The sequence below is a fragment of the Microbispora sp. NBRC 16548 genome, assembly GCF_030268985.1.
In the GTDB taxonomy this organism is placed as follows: Bacteria; Actinomycetota; Actinomycetes; order Streptosporangiales; family Streptosporangiaceae; genus Microbispora; species Microbispora catharanthi.
In genome coordinates, this window is sequence record NZ_BSSF01000016.1 from 186,170 (window position 1) to 200,012 (window position 13,843).

The 13,843-nt window shown below is 70.8% G+C and carries 12 protein-coding genes; 5 read left to right on the top strand and 7 right to left on the bottom strand.

Translation table 11 applies throughout. The features are described from left to right. Positions 1 to 407: 407 nt before the first annotated feature. Genes QSK36_RS35210 through QSK36_RS35220 form a run of 3 tightly spaced genes read left to right on the top strand, consistent with a single transcriptional unit; the run spans position 408 to position 4,041 of the window. Positions 408 to 2,711, top strand: coding sequence for a nitric-oxide reductase large subunit (locus QSK36_RS35210; RefSeq protein WP_183533214.1), 2,304 nt, complete (start codon positions 408 to 410; stop codon positions 2,709 to 2,711). Next, positions 2,708 to 3,295, top strand: coding sequence for a hypothetical protein (locus QSK36_RS35215; protein ID WP_183533216.1), 588 nt, complete (start codon positions 2,708 to 2,710; stop codon positions 3,293 to 3,295). Before QSK36_RS35210 ends, QSK36_RS35215 begins: the two co-directional genes overlap by 4 nt. After that, complete coding sequence (locus tag QSK36_RS35220; RefSeq protein ID WP_139579129.1) at positions 3,295 to 4,041, top strand: slipin family protein; 747 nt, start codon at positions 3,295 to 3,297, stop codon at positions 4,039 to 4,041. Before QSK36_RS35215 ends, QSK36_RS35220 begins: the two co-directional genes overlap by 1 nt. A 4-nt stretch (positions 4,042 to 4,045) precedes the next feature. On the opposite strand, the gene narI is transcribed toward QSK36_RS35220, so the two are convergent. From narI to QSK36_RS35250, 6 genes are all read right to left on the bottom strand, one after another. Beyond that, positions 4,046 to 4,780: a respiratory nitrate reductase subunit gamma gene (narI, locus tag QSK36_RS35225; protein ID WP_183533218.1), complete on the bottom strand. Its 735-nt coding sequence runs from the start codon at positions 4,778 to 4,780 to the stop codon at positions 4,046 to 4,048. After that, positions 4,777 to 5,499, bottom strand: coding sequence for a nitrate reductase molybdenum cofactor assembly chaperone (narJ, locus tag QSK36_RS35230; protein WP_285785388.1), 723 nt, complete (start codon positions 5,497 to 5,499; stop codon positions 4,777 to 4,779). The genes narI and narJ overlap by 4 nt, the downstream gene beginning before the upstream one ends. After that, on the bottom strand, positions 5,496 to 7,151 hold the full coding sequence (gene narH, locus QSK36_RS35235; protein WP_285785389.1) for a nitrate reductase subunit beta: 1,656 nt from the start codon (positions 7,149 to 7,151) through the stop codon (positions 5,496 to 5,498). The genes narJ and narH overlap by 4 nt, the downstream gene beginning before the upstream one ends. Positions 7,152 to 7,307: 156 nt before the next feature. Next, entirely contained in the window at positions 7,308 to 10,961 is a 3,654-nt protein-coding gene (locus QSK36_RS35240; RefSeq protein WP_285785390.1) for a nitrate reductase subunit alpha, read from the bottom strand. After that, positions 10,961 to 11,167, bottom strand: a complete 207-nt coding sequence (locus tag QSK36_RS35245) for a hypothetical protein (protein ID WP_221263171.1) — start codon at positions 11,165 to 11,167, stop codon at positions 10,961 to 10,963. Before QSK36_RS35245 ends, QSK36_RS35240 begins: the two co-directional genes overlap by 1 nt. Further along, positions 11,164 to 11,547, bottom strand: coding sequence for an MFS transporter (locus tag QSK36_RS35250; protein WP_352241465.1), 384 nt, complete (start codon positions 11,545 to 11,547; stop codon positions 11,164 to 11,166). Before QSK36_RS35250 ends, QSK36_RS35245 begins: the two co-directional genes overlap by 4 nt. Positions 11,548 to 11,886: 339 nt before the next feature. Between QSK36_RS35250 and QSK36_RS35255 the strand changes: the two genes are divergently transcribed. After that, complete coding sequence (locus QSK36_RS35255; protein WP_183533226.1) at positions 11,887 to 12,201, top strand: hypothetical protein; 315 nt, start codon at positions 11,887 to 11,889, stop codon at positions 12,199 to 12,201. Between the two features lie 108 nt (positions 12,202 to 12,309). Here QSK36_RS35255 and QSK36_RS35260 read toward each other — a convergent pair whose 3' ends face one another. Continuing rightward, on the bottom strand, positions 12,310 to 12,867 hold the full coding sequence (locus QSK36_RS35260) for a hypothetical protein (RefSeq protein ID WP_285785391.1): 558 nt from the start codon (positions 12,865 to 12,867) through the stop codon (positions 12,310 to 12,312). Between the two features lie 123 nt (positions 12,868 to 12,990). On the opposite strand from QSK36_RS35260, the gene QSK36_RS35265 reads away from it, so the two are divergent. Next, positions 12,991 to 13,563: a TetR/AcrR family transcriptional regulator gene (locus tag QSK36_RS35265; RefSeq protein WP_285785392.1), complete on the top strand. Its 573-nt coding sequence runs from the start codon at positions 12,991 to 12,993 to the stop codon at positions 13,561 to 13,563. Positions 13,564 to 13,843: the final 280 nt, after the last annotated feature.

Consider the following 13,843-nt stretch of genomic DNA (forward strand, 5'->3'; position numbering starts at 1 on the left):
CAGACGGGTGATCGGTGTCGATAGCCCGACGGCCCCCTCACGTTCTGGGCGACGCGTCTGGCGGGGCCGCCCGGTTCGGCTTGCCGGAGCAGGCCGAGTTCCCGCACGGGCAGCGCCGCACCGCTGAGTCTCTCGTTGCGACGCTTGCGACGAGGGCGGGGATGCTGAGCCAACCGATACCCACGCCTCGCGGACGTGCTCGATGAGGGCGAGAGCTGATCGACATCACGATCGGGATGGGCGTCGGGAACCGGAGCCGATGGTGACGACGTACAGGCTTCGCCGGGTTCCGTCTCGTGCCGCCGCGGCCCCGGTCACACCCGCCGCCGCGTGTCTTCTCGACCGGTACGGCCGGCGCCCGATAGGAGTAGGAACACTCTCCCCTTCCTGATCGAGATCGGTGATCGATGGTGCCAGGGGCGGGGACGCGCAGAGAAGTTCTGGTCTCGAGGCACTGGATCCAGGCGGCGGCGCTGGTGGCGGTGTTCGGGTTCTTCGTCATGGGGGTGCTCGCCTTCCGCACGTACACCGCGGGGGCGCCCGTGCCGCGGCTCGTGGTGAGCGAGTCAGGGCAGGAGTTGTACACCGGCCGCGACGTCGCCGACGGTCAGAAGGTCTTCCTGGCCAACGGACTGATGCAGTACGGGTCGGTGCTCGGGCACGGGGGCTACCTCGGGCCGGACTACACGGCCGACTACCTGCGCCGCGCCGCCACCGCCGCCCTCCGGGCCCGCGGCGGCGGCGACCGGGCCGGTGAGCAGGTCAGGCAGGAGTTCCGCGCCAATCGCTACGATCCCCGTTCGGGGGTGCTCACCTACACGCGGGCACAGGCGGACGCCTTCACCGCTCTCGTCGGGCACTATCGCGACTACTTCGCCGACCCCCGCACCGACAAGGGGCTGCGCCCGCACGCGATCACCGACCCGCGGCAGGTCCGTCAGCTGACCGCGTTCCTGTCCTGGACGGCCTGGATCGCCTCGGCCGAACGCCCCGGCGCGGTCTACTCCTACACCAACAACTGGCCCGCCGAGCCGCTGGTGGGCAACGCGCCCACCGCCGACACCGTGCTGTGGAGCGTGGTGTCGCTGGTCGCCCTGCTGGTCGGCATCGGGGCGCTGTTCGGAGCGGTCGGCCGATGGGGCGGCCATCTGGGCTGGCGAGGCCGTCAGGCGGAGGCCATCGACTTCCGCTCCCCCGATCAGGTGGCGCTCACGCCCGCGCAGCGGGTCACCGCGTTCTTCTTCCTCGTCGTCGCGCTGCTCTTCCTCGCCCAGGTGCTGCTGGGCGGTGCGACGGAGCACTATCGGGCCGATCTCACGAGCTTCTTCGGCCTCAACCTGGCCGAGTTGCTGCCCTTCAACCTGGCCCGCACCTGGCACCTGCAACTGTCGCTGTTCTGGGTGGTGGCCGCCTTCCTCGCGGCCGGCATCTTCCTGGCTCCGCTCATGGCCGGAACCGAGCCGCGCGGGCAGGGGAGGCTCGCCTGGACGCTCCTGGCGGCCCTGGCCGTCGTGGCGTTCGGCTCCCTCGTCGCGGAGGGGCTGAGCATCCACGGGTTCGTCCGGCCGGGCAACTTCTGGGGCAGCCAGCAGTTCGAATGGCTCGACCTCCCCCGCGTCTGGCAGATCCTGCTGGCCTCCGGCATGGTGCTGTGGGCGGTGATGATGTGGCGGGTGCTCCGGACGACCCTCGCGAGGGACAGCCGCGGCAACCTGCCCTGGATGTTCTTCCTGTCGGGCCTGGCGATCCCCGGTGTCTACGCGGTCGGGCTGCTGGCCCGCCCGGGCGACACCTTCGCCGTCACCGACTTCTGGCGGTTCTGGGTGGTGCACCTGTGGGTGGAGGACTTCCTCGAACTGTTCACCACCGCCATGGTCGCCTACATGTTCGTCCAGCTCGGCGTGGTGCGGGAACGGGTCGCCCTCGTGGTGATCTATCTGGACATCATTCTGTACTCGGCCGGCGGCGTGATCGGCACCATGCACCACCTGTACTTCAGCGGCACACCCGTGGAGCATCTCGCGCTGGGCGCGTTCTTCTCCGCGATGGAGGTCGTGCCGCTGACCTTCCTGACCGTGGAGGCGTGGGCGTTCGTGCAGCTGGGGGCACGCCAGCACATGGGGTCGCGCACCCCGTTCCCGCACCGCTGGGCCGTGATGTTCCTGGTCGCCGTCGGGTTCTGGAACTTCCTCGGCGCCGGCGTCTTCGGCTTCCTGATCAACCTCCCGATCGTCTCCTACTACGAGATCGGCACCGGCCTGACCGCCAACCACGCGCACGCCTCGATGATGGGCGTCTACGGCATGCTCGCCATCGCCCTGGGCCTGTTCGCGCTGCGCTACCTGATCCCCGCCGACCGGTGGCCGGAGAAGTGGGCCAGGGTCTCCTTCTGGTCCCTCAACATCGGCCTGGCCTGGATGTGCTTCGCCACCCTGCTGCCGCTCGGGCTCCTGCAACTCCACGAGTCGGTGGCCTCCGGCTACTTCGAGGCGCGCTCGCTGGGCTACCTCACCGGCCGCACCAACACCCTGCTGGAGTGGCTGCGGCTGCCCGGCGACGCGCTGTTCATCGTCGGCGGCGTGCTGCCCTTCTGCTGGATCGCCTGGCTCGGCGTACGCCACCGGGGCCGCCGGGCGGCGGCCGACCCGGCCACCGGGCTCACTCCCGCGCCCCGGCTGTCGGACATCCGGGAGCCGGTGGACACCGCATGACCGGTCCCTTCACCACGGAGGCGGTCCTGGCGTACGGCTACGCGGCCGGGCTGCTCGTCGCCGCCGCCGGGCTGGACCGCCTGGCCCGCCACGTCGCCCGGCGATCCGAACGCCACCACACCGGGGGCTTCACCTATCGGCCCGAGCACGACGCCTGGGTGTGCCCGGCAGACCAGTTGCTCTGGCCCGTCGGCCAGGACCGGCACCACCGGCTCTACCGGGCCAGGCCCTCGGTCTGCAACGCCTGCCCCAGCAAGCCCGACTGCACTCCCTCGCGCCACGGGCGCGAGATCGTCCGGGCGCTGCGGCCCTGGCCGCACTCCGAGGCGGGGCGCTTCCATCGCGGGCTCGCCCTCGTGCTGGTCGTCCTGGCCGCCACGCTGACGCTCATCGAGGCGGTGCGTCACCCCGCCTGGCCCGATCTCGCCCTGGCCGCCGCCGCACTCGCGGCCACCGCCGTGACGGGATGGTGGCTGACCGGCCACCTGCGCGCGACCCCCGCCGGCTTTCCCGGCCCCTTCCCCGAGCCCGAGAAGAAGGCGACGAAACGCGACCGGTACACCACCGTCTGGAGGTCGGAGTGATGATCTGGGCGACCGCCGTGGCGGCCCTTCTCCTGGCGGGCGCCCTGGCAGGAGTGCGGGTGCTGCGCGAGTACGAACGGGCGGTCGTGTTCCGGCTCGGCCGGCTGCTGCCCCTGCGAGGGCCCGGGCTCGTGGTCCTGGTCCCGCTGGCCGACCGGATGGTCCGCGTCGACCTGCGGACCATCGCCCTCACCATCCCGCCGCAGGAGGCGATCACCAGGGACAACGTCCCCGTCCGGGTCAACGCGGTCGCCTACTTCAAGGTCGTGGACCCGGTGCGGTCGGTCAACGAGGTGGAGAACCACGCGGTCGCGACCTCCCAGCTCGCCCAGACGAGCCTGCGCTCCGTGCTCGGCCGCCACGACCTCGACGCCCTGCTCGCCGAACGCGACCGGCTCGGTGAGAGCCTGCAGAAGGTCCTCGACGAGCAGACCGAGCCCTGGGGCGTGAAGGTCGACCTGGTCGAGATCAAGGACGTCGAGATTCCGGAGGCGATGCAGCGCGCCATCGCCCGTCAGGCCGAGGCCGAACGCGAACGCCGCGCCAAAGTCATCAACGCGGAGGGCGAGGTCCAGGCCGCGCAGAACCTGCGCGACGCCGCGCGGATCCTGTCGGCCGACCCGGCCGCCATCCAACTGCGCTATCTGCAGACCCTGCTCGAACTGGGCGGCGAGGGCCGTTCGACCATCGTCTACCCGGTGCCGGTCGACCTGCCCGCCTCGACTTTCCTGAGGGGATCTTCCTGAGCTGTCAGGGGCGGCCCGCGGGCTCCCAGCCGCGGCGGGGCGGGCGCGACCCGGCGCGGTCGTCCCGGCTGCGGTAGACGATGTACGGGCGGGTCAGGTATCCGACCGGGGCGGTCAGCATGTGCACCAGCCGGGTGAACGGCCAGACGGCGAACAGGACCATCGCGCTGAGCGCGTGCAGCTTGAACAGGATCGGCGCGGCCGCCATCAGGTCCCCCTCGGGCTGGAGGTAGAAGACCGACCGGAACCACGGCGAGATGGTGGTGCGGTAGTCGTAGCCGCCGCCGAGGACGTTGGCGACGACCGTCGCCGCCAGCCCGAGCGCGATCGTCAGGGCGAGCAGCGCGTACATCAGCTTGTCGTTGCGGGTGGTGGCGGTGAAGACCGGGCCGACCGTGCGGCGGCGGTAGATCAGGATGGCCAGGCCCGCGACGGTGCAGACGCCGGCGACCGTGCCGAGCACGACCGCGGTGAGATGGTAGGCGTGCTCGCTCACCCCCGCGGCCTCGGTCCAGTTCTTGGGGATCACCAGGCCGCCGATGTGGCCGAGGAGCACGACCAGGATGCCGAAGTGGAACAGCGGGCTGCCGATCCGCAGCAGCCTGGACTCGTACATCTGGGAGGAGCGGGTCGTCCAGCCGAACTTGTCGTAGCGGTAGCGCCAGATGTGGCCCAGGACGAAGACCGTCAGCGCCACATAGGGGGCGACCACCCACAGCGTCACGTCGAGGGCGTTCACCGTGGACCTCCCTGCCGCCCGCCGCCGAAGGGCGCGGGGACCGCGTCGGGCGCCCCGCCGCCGTACGGGCCGAGGCCGTGGGGTTCCGGGCTGTGGGGTTCCGGGCTGTGGGGTCCGAAGCCGTAGGGCTCGAGACCGTAGGGTTCGAGGCCGACCTCCTCGGCCGGTGGTCCCTCTTCGGCCAGCCGCAGGGCGGCACGGCGCTCCCGCTCGGTCGGCGGGGGCAGCGTCGCCAGCACCGCGGCGACGACGCCGGCGTACGGCGACTTCTCCTCGCGCAGGGCACGCAGCAGCGTCTCGAGACCGGCGCGGTGCTCGCGCAGCAGCCGCAGCGCCACATGGGTGGCGCCGCGCCCGGACAGCTCGCACACGACGCCCAGGTGGTCGGGCAGCTCCCCGGTGACCTCGAACCCCGCCGCCTGGTACGCCTGCTTGAAGCGCAGCAGGGCCATCCCGCGCCGCCGGGTGTCGCCGTAGGTGTAGTAGGTCAGATAGGGGCAGCAGCGGCGCTTGAGGTCGAACGTCGCCACGTAGTGCTCGGCCAGCTCCGCCATTGGGGTGGCGGCCACGTGGTCGAGGAAGGCGGCCAGCCGCCTGGCCGGCTCGCCCGGCTCCAGCTCCGCCACCGTGGCCTTCAGCAGCGGCAGCGCCCCGGCCAGCCGCTCGTCCGGATAGGACAGCAGCACCGAGGCAGCCAGGTGCACCGCGCGGTCGCTCACGACTTGTCCTTCCGCTTGGGGAACAGCCCGTCCGGGGTGCCCTTGCCGTCCCAGTTGAGTAGGTTGACCCGGCCGCGCAGCTCGTCCGCCCGGCCCAGGTCGTCGGTGGCCTGCCGTTCCTTCAGCGCGTGGAAGTTCTCCACGGCGACCGGCGCGGGCGGGCCCGACGCCTCACCGAACGGGCCGCCCATGCCGGGGCCGCCCTCGTAGTCGAGGCTGCACTCGGTGGCGAGCTCCTCCAGCCGGGCGCCCTGCTCGGCGTGCGCCTTGGGGATGACGTACCGCTCGCCGTAGGGGGCGATGGCCAGCAGCCGGTACATCTCCTCGATCTGGTCGCCCCTGAGACCCACCGCGGCGGGGATCGACTCGTCGCGCTCCCCCGCGAGGTTGATCCCCCGCATGTACGACCGCATGGCGGCCAGGCGGCGCAGCACCGCGCGTACGGGCTCGGGGTCGCCGGCGGAGAACAGCTCGGCCAGGTAGCCGATCGGGATGCGCAGCGCGTCGATGGCGCCGAACAGGTTGCCGGCCCGCTCGCCGTCGTGACCGGTCTCGCGCAGCACGTCGACCACGGGCGACAGAGGCGGGATGTACCAGACCATCGGCATGGTCCGATACTCCGGATGCAGCGGCAGCGCCACGCCGTAGTCGAAGATCAGCTTGTGGATCGGGGAGTTCCCGGCCGCCTCCAGCCAGTCCTCCGGGATGCCGGACGCCCGCGCGGCGGCGATCACCTCGGGGTCGTGCGGGTCGAGCATGACGCTCTTCTGCGCCTCGAACAGCGCCTTCTCGTCCTTGACCGAGGCGGCCTCGGCGACGCGGTCGGCGTCGTAGAGGATCAGCCCGATGTAGCGCAGCCGGCCGACGCAGGTCTCCGAGCACACCGTCGGGATGCCGACCTCGACCCTCGGATAGCAGAAGGTGCACTTCTCGGCCTTGCCGGTGCGGTGGTTGAAGTACACCTTCTTGTACGGGCAGCCGGTGACGCACATCCGCCAGCCCCGGCAGCGGTCCTGGTCGACCAGCACGATGCCGTCCTCGGAGCGCTTGTACATGGCGCCGGAGGGGCAGGAGGCCACGCACGACGGGTTGAGGCAGTGCTCGCAGATGCGCGGCAGGTAGAACATGAAGGCCCGCTCGAACTCGAGCTTGACCTGGTCGGACACCTTGCGCAGCACGGGGTCCGCGGGGGCCAGCTCGGGCGCGCCGGCGAGGTCGTCGTCCCAGTTGGCGCTCCATTTGATCTTCGTCGGTTCGCCGGTGATGAGCGAGCGGGGCCGGGCGACCGGGGTGTCCTCGGTGACCGGCGCGGAGAACAGGCGGTCGTAGTCGTAGGTCCAGGGCTCGTAGTAGTCGCCGATGGACGGCATGAGGGGGTTGGCGAAGATGGTCAGCAGCTTCTTCAGCCGCCCGCCGGCTTTGAGCTGGAGCCGGCCCCGCCGGTTGAGCTCCCAGCCGCCCTTCCACTTGTCCTGGTCCTCGTAGGTGCGGGGGTAGCCCTGGCCGGGCCGGGTCTCGACGTTGTTGAACCAGACGTACTCGGTGCCGGCCCGGTTGGTCCACGCCTGCTTGCAGGTGACCGAGCAGGTGTGGCAGCCGATGCACTTGTCGAGGTTCATCACCATCGCCAGCTGAGCCATCACGCGTGTCATCAGTCGCTCACCGCTCCTCGTTCGCTACGCGGGCGGCCTGTCGTGCCGGAGGCGCGCCCATCCAACAGCGCCTCGGCCGACCACTCCGCTCACTGCGTCGGGTTCGCTCCGCACTCATGGCTCGCTCACCGCTCCTCGTTGGCGTTCGCTCGCGCATCAGTAGTCCACCTCCTGGGCGCGGCGGCGGATCACCGTTACCTCGTCGCGCTGGTGACCCGTCGGCCCGAGATAGTTGAACGCGAAGCTGAGCTGCGCGTACCCGCCGATCAGGTGGGTGGGTTTGATCAGCAGGCGGGTGAGGCTGTTGTGGATGCCCCCGCGGCGACCGGAGGTCTCGCTCTTCGGCACGTCCACCACGCGCTCCTGGGCGTGGTACATGTAGACGGTCCCGGCGGGCATGCGGTGGGAGACCACGGCCCGCGCGACGACCACGCCGTTGCGGTTGACCGCCTCGACCCAGTCGTTGTCGCGGATGCCCGCCCGCGCCGCGTCGGCCGGGCTCATCCAGATGGTCGGTCCGCCCCGCGACAGCGTCAGCATCAGCAGGTTGTCCTGATACTCCGAATGGATCGACCACTTGGAATGCGGGGTGAGGTAACGCACCACGATGCCCTCCTCGCCGCCGGGCCCCGCGGCGACGGCGGCGGTGTTGAGCGGCGGCCGATACACGGGCAGCGCCTCGCCGGCCTCCTGCATCCAGTCGTGGTCGAGGTAGAAGTGCTGGCGGCCGGTGAGGGTGTGCCAGGGCTTGCGGTGCTCGACGTTGATGGTGAAGGCGGAGTAGCGGCGGCCCCCGGTCTCGCTGCCCGACCACTCCGGCGACGTGATCACCGGTGTCGGGCGTGACTGCGTGTCGGCGAAGGTGATCCGCCGGTGCTCGTCGGCAAGGCCGCCGAGGTCGGTGCCGGTGCGGCGGGCCAGGGTCGCGAACCCCTGGGCCGCCAACCGGCCGTTGGTGGTGCCGGACAACGCGAGGATCGTCTCGCACATTGCGACGTCGGTCGCCACGGAGGGCCGGCCGTCGGCCGCTCCCCCGCGCACGGTCCCGTTCACCCTGCCCAGCCGTTCGACCTCCGCCGCGACGTCGAACGTGACGCCCTTGGTCGTGGCGCCCAGGCGCTCGGCGAGCGGGCCGAGCGCGGCCAGCTTGTCGGCGATCGCGCCGTAGTCCCGCTCCACCACCACGATCTTGGGGAACGTACGGCCGGGCACCGGCTCCTCGCCGGTCTGCCGCCAGTCGCGCACCCGTCCGTGCGGGCTGGCCATCTCGTCGGGCGTGTCGTGCAGCAGCGGCACGGCGACGACGTCCCGGCGTACGCCGAGATGGGCGCGCGCCAGCGCGCTGAACGCCCGGGCGATGGCGTGGAAGGCGGCGAAGTCGGTGCGCGTCTGCCACGGCGGGTCGATGGCCGGGGTGAACGCGTGCACGAACGGGTGCATGTCGGTGGACGACAGGTCGTGCTTCTCATACCAGGTGGCCGCGGGGAGCACGATGTCGGAGAACAACGTGGTCGAGGTCATCCGGAAGTCCAGCGACAGCAGCAGGTCGAGCTTGCCCCGGGGCGCCTCGTCCCGCCAGGTCACGTCGCCGGGCCGCCGGTCCTGACCGTTCTCCTCCGCCCGCACCGCGTCGGAGGCGCCGAGCAGGTGCCGCAGGAAGAACTCGTTGCCCTTCGCGGAGGAGCCGAGCAGGTTGGCCCGCCACACGGTGAGCACCCGCGGCCAGTTCTCCGGCGCGTCGGGGTCCTCGCAGGCGAAGCCGAGGCGGCCAGCGCGCACCTGCTCCACCACGTACGGGCCGGTCTCCCGGCCGGCGCGCTCGGCCTCGTCGGCCAGGTCGAGCGGGTTGCGGTCGAAGGTGGGATAGGACGGCATCCAGCCCAGGCGCGCCGACTGGGCGAGCAGGTCGGCGCTGGTGCGACCGGTGAAGCCGCCGCCGAGCGGCGAGGCCACCACGTCGGCGGTGTGCTCGTCGTAGCGCCACTGATCGGTGTGCAGATACCAGTAGGCCGTGCCGATCATCTGTCGGGGCGGGCGGGACCAGTCCAGGCCGGAGGCCATCTGCGCCCAGCCGGTGACCGGGCGGCACTTCTCCTGCCCGACGTAGTGCGCCCAGCCTCCGCCGTTGACGCCCTGGCAGCCGGTCAGCGTGACCAGCGCGAGGAACGCCCGGTACATCGTGTCGGAGTGGAACCAGTGGTTGGTCCCCGCCCCGAGGATGATCATCGAGCGGCCGCCGGACTCCTCCGCGTTGCGGGCGAACTCCCGCGCGATGCGCGCCGCCGCGTCCGCCGGCACCGAGGTGATCGCCTCCTGCCAGGCGGGGGTGTACGGCTGCGCCGGGTCGTCGTAGCCGGACGGCCACTCCCCCGGCAGCCCGTCGCGGGCCACGCCGTACTGCGCGAGCATCAGGTCGAAGACCGTGGTCACCAGGTGGCCGCCGACGCGGCGGGCGGGCACCCCGCGGCGCATCACTCCCGCGCCCGGGTCGTCGAACCTGTCGTCGAACCGGGGCAGCGCCACCTCTGCCGCCTCCCCCTGGTCCGCCAGGGTGAGCACCGGGTCCACCTCGCCGAGGTCGAGGTTCCAGCGGCCCTCGCCCTCGGCGGAGAACCGGAAGCCGAGCGAGCCGCCCGGCACCACCGGTTCGCCGTCGCGGGAGTCGAGCAGGACGGTCTTGAAGGCGGCTTCCTCACCCTCCTCGCCCAGGTCGGCCGAGGTGAGGAACTTGTCCGGCACGTACGCCCCGTCGTGCTCGCGCAGCCGCACGAGGAAGGGCAGGTCGGTGTAGCGCTTCACGTAGTCGAGGAAGCGGGGGGTCTGGCGCTCGACGAAGAACTCCCGGAGGATCACGTGGCCCATCGCCATGGCCAGAGCGCCGTCCGTGCCGGGGTGCGGGGACAGCCACTCGTCGGCGAACTTGGCCGCGTCGTTGTAGTCGGGGGCCATGACGACGACCTTCTGCCCCCGATAGCGGGCCTCGGCCATGTAGTGGGCGTCGGGGGTGCGGGTGACCGGGACGTTGGATCCCCACAGCATCAGGTAGGAGGCGTCCCACCAGTCCGCCGACTCCGGCACGTCGGTCTGGTCGCCGAACACCTGCGGCGAGGCCACCGGCAGGTCGGCGTACCAGTCGTAGAACGACAGCATCGTGCCGCCGAGCAGCGAGACGAACCGCGCGCCCACGGCGTGGGAGACCATCGACATGGCCGGGATCGGAGAGAAACCCGCGATCCGGTCGGGCCCGTACGCCTTGATCGTGTGCACGTGCGCGGCGGCGACGATCTCGGCGGCCTCGTCCCAGGAGACGCGGACGAGACCGCCCCTGCCCCGGACCTCCTGGTAGCGGCGGCGCTTGACGGGATCGGTCGTGATCTCCGCCCAGGCCGCCACCGGGTCGCCCAGCCGTGCCTTCGCCTCGCGGTACATCTCCACCAGCACGCCCCTGGCGTACGGGTAGCGCACCCGCGTCGGCGAGTAGGTGTACCAGGAGAAGGCCGCGCCGCGCGGACAGCCGCGCGGCTCGTATTCGGGCCGGTCGTCCCCGACGCTGGGGTAGTCGGTCTGCTGGGCCTCCCACGTGATGATGCCGTCCTTGACGTACACCTTCCACGAGCACGACCCGGTGCAGTTCACCCCGTGCGTCGAGCGCACCACCTTGTCGTGGCTCCACCGGTCCCGGTAGAACACGTCGCCCTGCCGCCCGCCGACCTGGTGGAGCGTGCGCAGGTCCGGCGACACCTCGCCGCGGCGCAGGTGACGTCCCAGCCCGAGCAGGGCGTCGCTGATCGGCCCGTCGATCCTCGACATCAGATTCCCTCTTCCTGGGTCAGACGGGCGATCCTGGGAGACCGCAGCACGAACCAGCAGTAGACGAGCGCCGCCGCCGCGACGGCCGCCAGCAGCATGAGCCCGATCGCGTACGAACCGGTGGCCTGGTAGATGAGGCCCATGACGATCGGCGGCAGGAATCCGCCGAAGGTCAGCGCGTACATCGCGGCCAGTTCCCGGGTCACGCGCAACCGCCCCGCGGCCAGGAACCTGGCGAGGAAAGGCTCGGTCGCGCGACGGGTGCCGGGCGCCTCCCGGCGAAGGCGAGGAAGACCACCGGGACCACGCCGAGCATGCTCGCCACCGCGAACATCAGCCGCCCGCCGTACCGGTCGGTCAGCGCACCGAGCACGATCCGGCCGAGCGACCCGACGATGACCGGGATCGCGACCAGGACCGACGCCTCGAACGGCGTCAGCCGGAGCATCTCCTTGTAGGTCGAGCTGAGCGGGCTGAGCAGCGCCCACGCCCAGAAGTTCACCGCGAACCCCGCCGTGGCCAGAATCAACGCGGTCGTCCGGCCGCCCTTTCGCGTCTCGTGGACGGCTGCCGTGCCGACTGTCATTCCGTTCCTCCGGGGGAAGAGGATCTTTCCGCCTCACCTTTCCGTTGGGACCGGCGGGGACGTCAGGGACTTTGGTCCTTCAGTCGTTACCCAGAAGACCATCCCGTATCACCCGAATCGCCGGTATCCCCCGCATCGGATGTGCCGTCGCATGCGCCGGGAATGGACTTCGGTCCCCGCCGGACCGGGCTCTGCTGGAGCGCGTGCACGCCGAGGTCGCCGCGTGCACGGCGTCACCGGCGTCCGACTCGTGCCGCCTATCGGAAGCCGACGACCGTCGGGAGATACGGGGACCTTCGGCCCTCCACGCGCAGGGGCGGCCGGCGGGACGGTTGGGTCATGACGATCCTGAGCAGGCAACCCCGTCCGATCCCCCGGCACCAGGAGGACGAAGAGCACCGCGACCAGGCCACGGATCCGCTCGCGCGGCTCGCGGTGCGGGAGGCCCTGCACGAGGCGTTCACCGACGTGGTGGACGACGTCCGCCTGGCGGAGGTGGACGGCATGGCGCACGTCTACGTGTCCGTCCGCCTCACCGCCTCCACATGTCCGGAACGCATCCGCGCCACCGCCCGTGAGGCGTATCGGGCCGTTCGCGGCGAGCCTGTGGTCGCCCATGTGGCCGTGTCCTGCTCCACTCACGGACGCCGGTGACCGCCGCGACGCCGCTCCCAGGTCTGGCTCACTCGCCGATGCGCAGCGCAGCGCCTGCTCAGGGGACACCGTGTTCAGCGGCTGACGGTTCCGGCAACGGAACGGGGTTCAGGTGCTCTTCGCGGTGCGGTGCAGACGCAGGGCGGAGATGAGGAAGAAGACGCCGCCGACGGTCGCGTACCCGGCGAGGCTTGTCAGCGATGCGGTCGGCGTACCGGCCTGGAGGATGAACCCCGTCCCGGCGATCGTGGAGATCGCCCCGCTGAGGATCATCGCCCATTGACCGCCAAGCCTGCGGCGGCCGACGGCCACGATGAGCTGCACGATTCCGGCGGTGATCGCCCAAGCGCCCCAGACGCGCAGCACCGCGGGCACGCCTGAGGCGGCCGTGGCGGCAAGGCCGATGGCGGCGAGCAGGCTGAGGGCCAGGTTGACGTACAGGGCTGCGGCGGGGCGCGCGGTTTTCGAGGAGCGCAGATCGACGATGGCGGCGGCGACGTCGAACAGCGGGTAGATCACGAGCAGTGCCACGCTCACTGGGCCAGAACCTGGTCCGGTCAGGAACAGCAGGACCGCCCAGATGAGGGCGAATCCGAATCGCACCAGGTAGAGGTTCCGCAACGCGGCGGCAGTGCCGCTGGCTTTCACATCAGTGGCGGTGGTCATTCTCTATCTCTTTTCGGTAGGGGGACATAGGTAGAATGACTAGTAACTCTACCGGGCTGACAGTAGCTCGGCGGTGAGGTCCGGCGCAAGGGGCGAAGAGGAGGGACGCGTATGATCTCGAGCATGAACAGCCCCATGCGTGAGCGCCTCCTTGAGGCGGCGACCGAGCTGTTCTACGCGCACGGGCTCCGCGCGGTGAGCGTCGACAAGGTCATCGACCTCGCCAGTACGACGAAGGTGACGTTCTACCGACACTTCAAGAGCAAGGACGACCTCGTCGTCGCTTACCTCGAACGCCGCGCCGCACTCGAGCGGGACGGCATCGGTGAGGCGATCAAGCAGGGCGACGGCGATGTCGATGCAACCCTGCGGGCGATCTCCGAGGCGATCGGGATCATCGCCTGCGCGCCCGGCTTCCGCGGCTGTCCCTTCATCAACGCCGCCGCCGAATACCCTGACCCGGACAGCCCGATCCGTAAGGCCGTCGACGCGCATCGCCGCTGGAACAAGACGACGTTCGAACAGCTCGTCGCCCCGCTCGGTCTCACGAATTCCGGAGACGTCGCCGACGACCTGATGCTGATCCGCGATGGCGCCATGGTCGCCGGATACCTCGACCAGCCGGCGACCGTCGCCGCCTCGTTCCTCCGCAGTAGCCGGGCCGTCATCGGCACCGGCGACTCGACCAGGAAATGAGCCCGCCGCCCTCGACCGTGTCGCTCGACGCGGGACGATCTGGCCGACACGTCGGGCTCTGACGCTTCAGTCGGTGAGTAGCGTCGTTCGGGCCGCAGCCCGGTAGGGCTCGACCGCGAAAGCCCATCTGCCGGGCTTGGACCGAAAGTCCCGCGATCACGGGACTTCGAGACGACCGGAGCGTGCCGTACGACTCCTGTGGCGCACCCGCTGCCCGCGGTTTCCTTGAGGTGTCACAAGAGAGCAAAGACGTTGAAAGGGGCCGGTCATGGCCATCACC

Excerpts from the sequence above, each read along its gene's own strand:
- QSK36_RS35210 (WP_183533214.1), top strand. The coding sequence starts at position 408 with ATGGTGCCAGGGGCGGGGACGCGCAGAGAAGTTCTGGTCTCGAGGCAC.
- QSK36_RS35215 (WP_183533216.1), top strand. The coding sequence starts at position 2,708 with ATGACCGGTCCCTTCACCACGGAGGCGGTCCTGGCGTACGGCTACGCG.
- QSK36_RS35220 (WP_139579129.1), top strand. The coding sequence starts at position 3,295 with ATGATCTGGGCGACCGCCGTGGCGGCCCTTCTCCTGGCGGGCGCCCTG.
- narH (WP_285785389.1), bottom strand. The coding sequence starts at position 7,151 with ATGACACGCGTGATGGCTCAGCTGGCGATGGTGATGAACCTCGACAAG.
- QSK36_RS35240 (WP_285785390.1), bottom strand. The coding sequence starts at position 10,961 with ATGTCGAGGATCGACGGGCCGATCAGCGACGCCCTGCTCGGGCTGGGA.
- QSK36_RS35250 (WP_352241465.1), bottom strand. The coding sequence starts at position 11,547 with ATGACAGTCGGCACGGCAGCCGTCCACGAGACGCGAAAGGGCGGCCGG.
- QSK36_RS35255 (WP_183533226.1), top strand. The coding sequence starts at position 11,887 with ATGACGATCCTGAGCAGGCAACCCCGTCCGATCCCCCGGCACCAGGAG.
- QSK36_RS35260 (WP_285785391.1), bottom strand. The coding sequence starts at position 12,867 with ATGACCACCGCCACTGATGTGAAAGCCAGCGGCACTGCCGCCGCGTTG.
- QSK36_RS35265 (WP_285785392.1), top strand. The coding sequence starts at position 12,991 with ATGAACAGCCCCATGCGTGAGCGCCTCCTTGAGGCGGCGACCGAGCTG.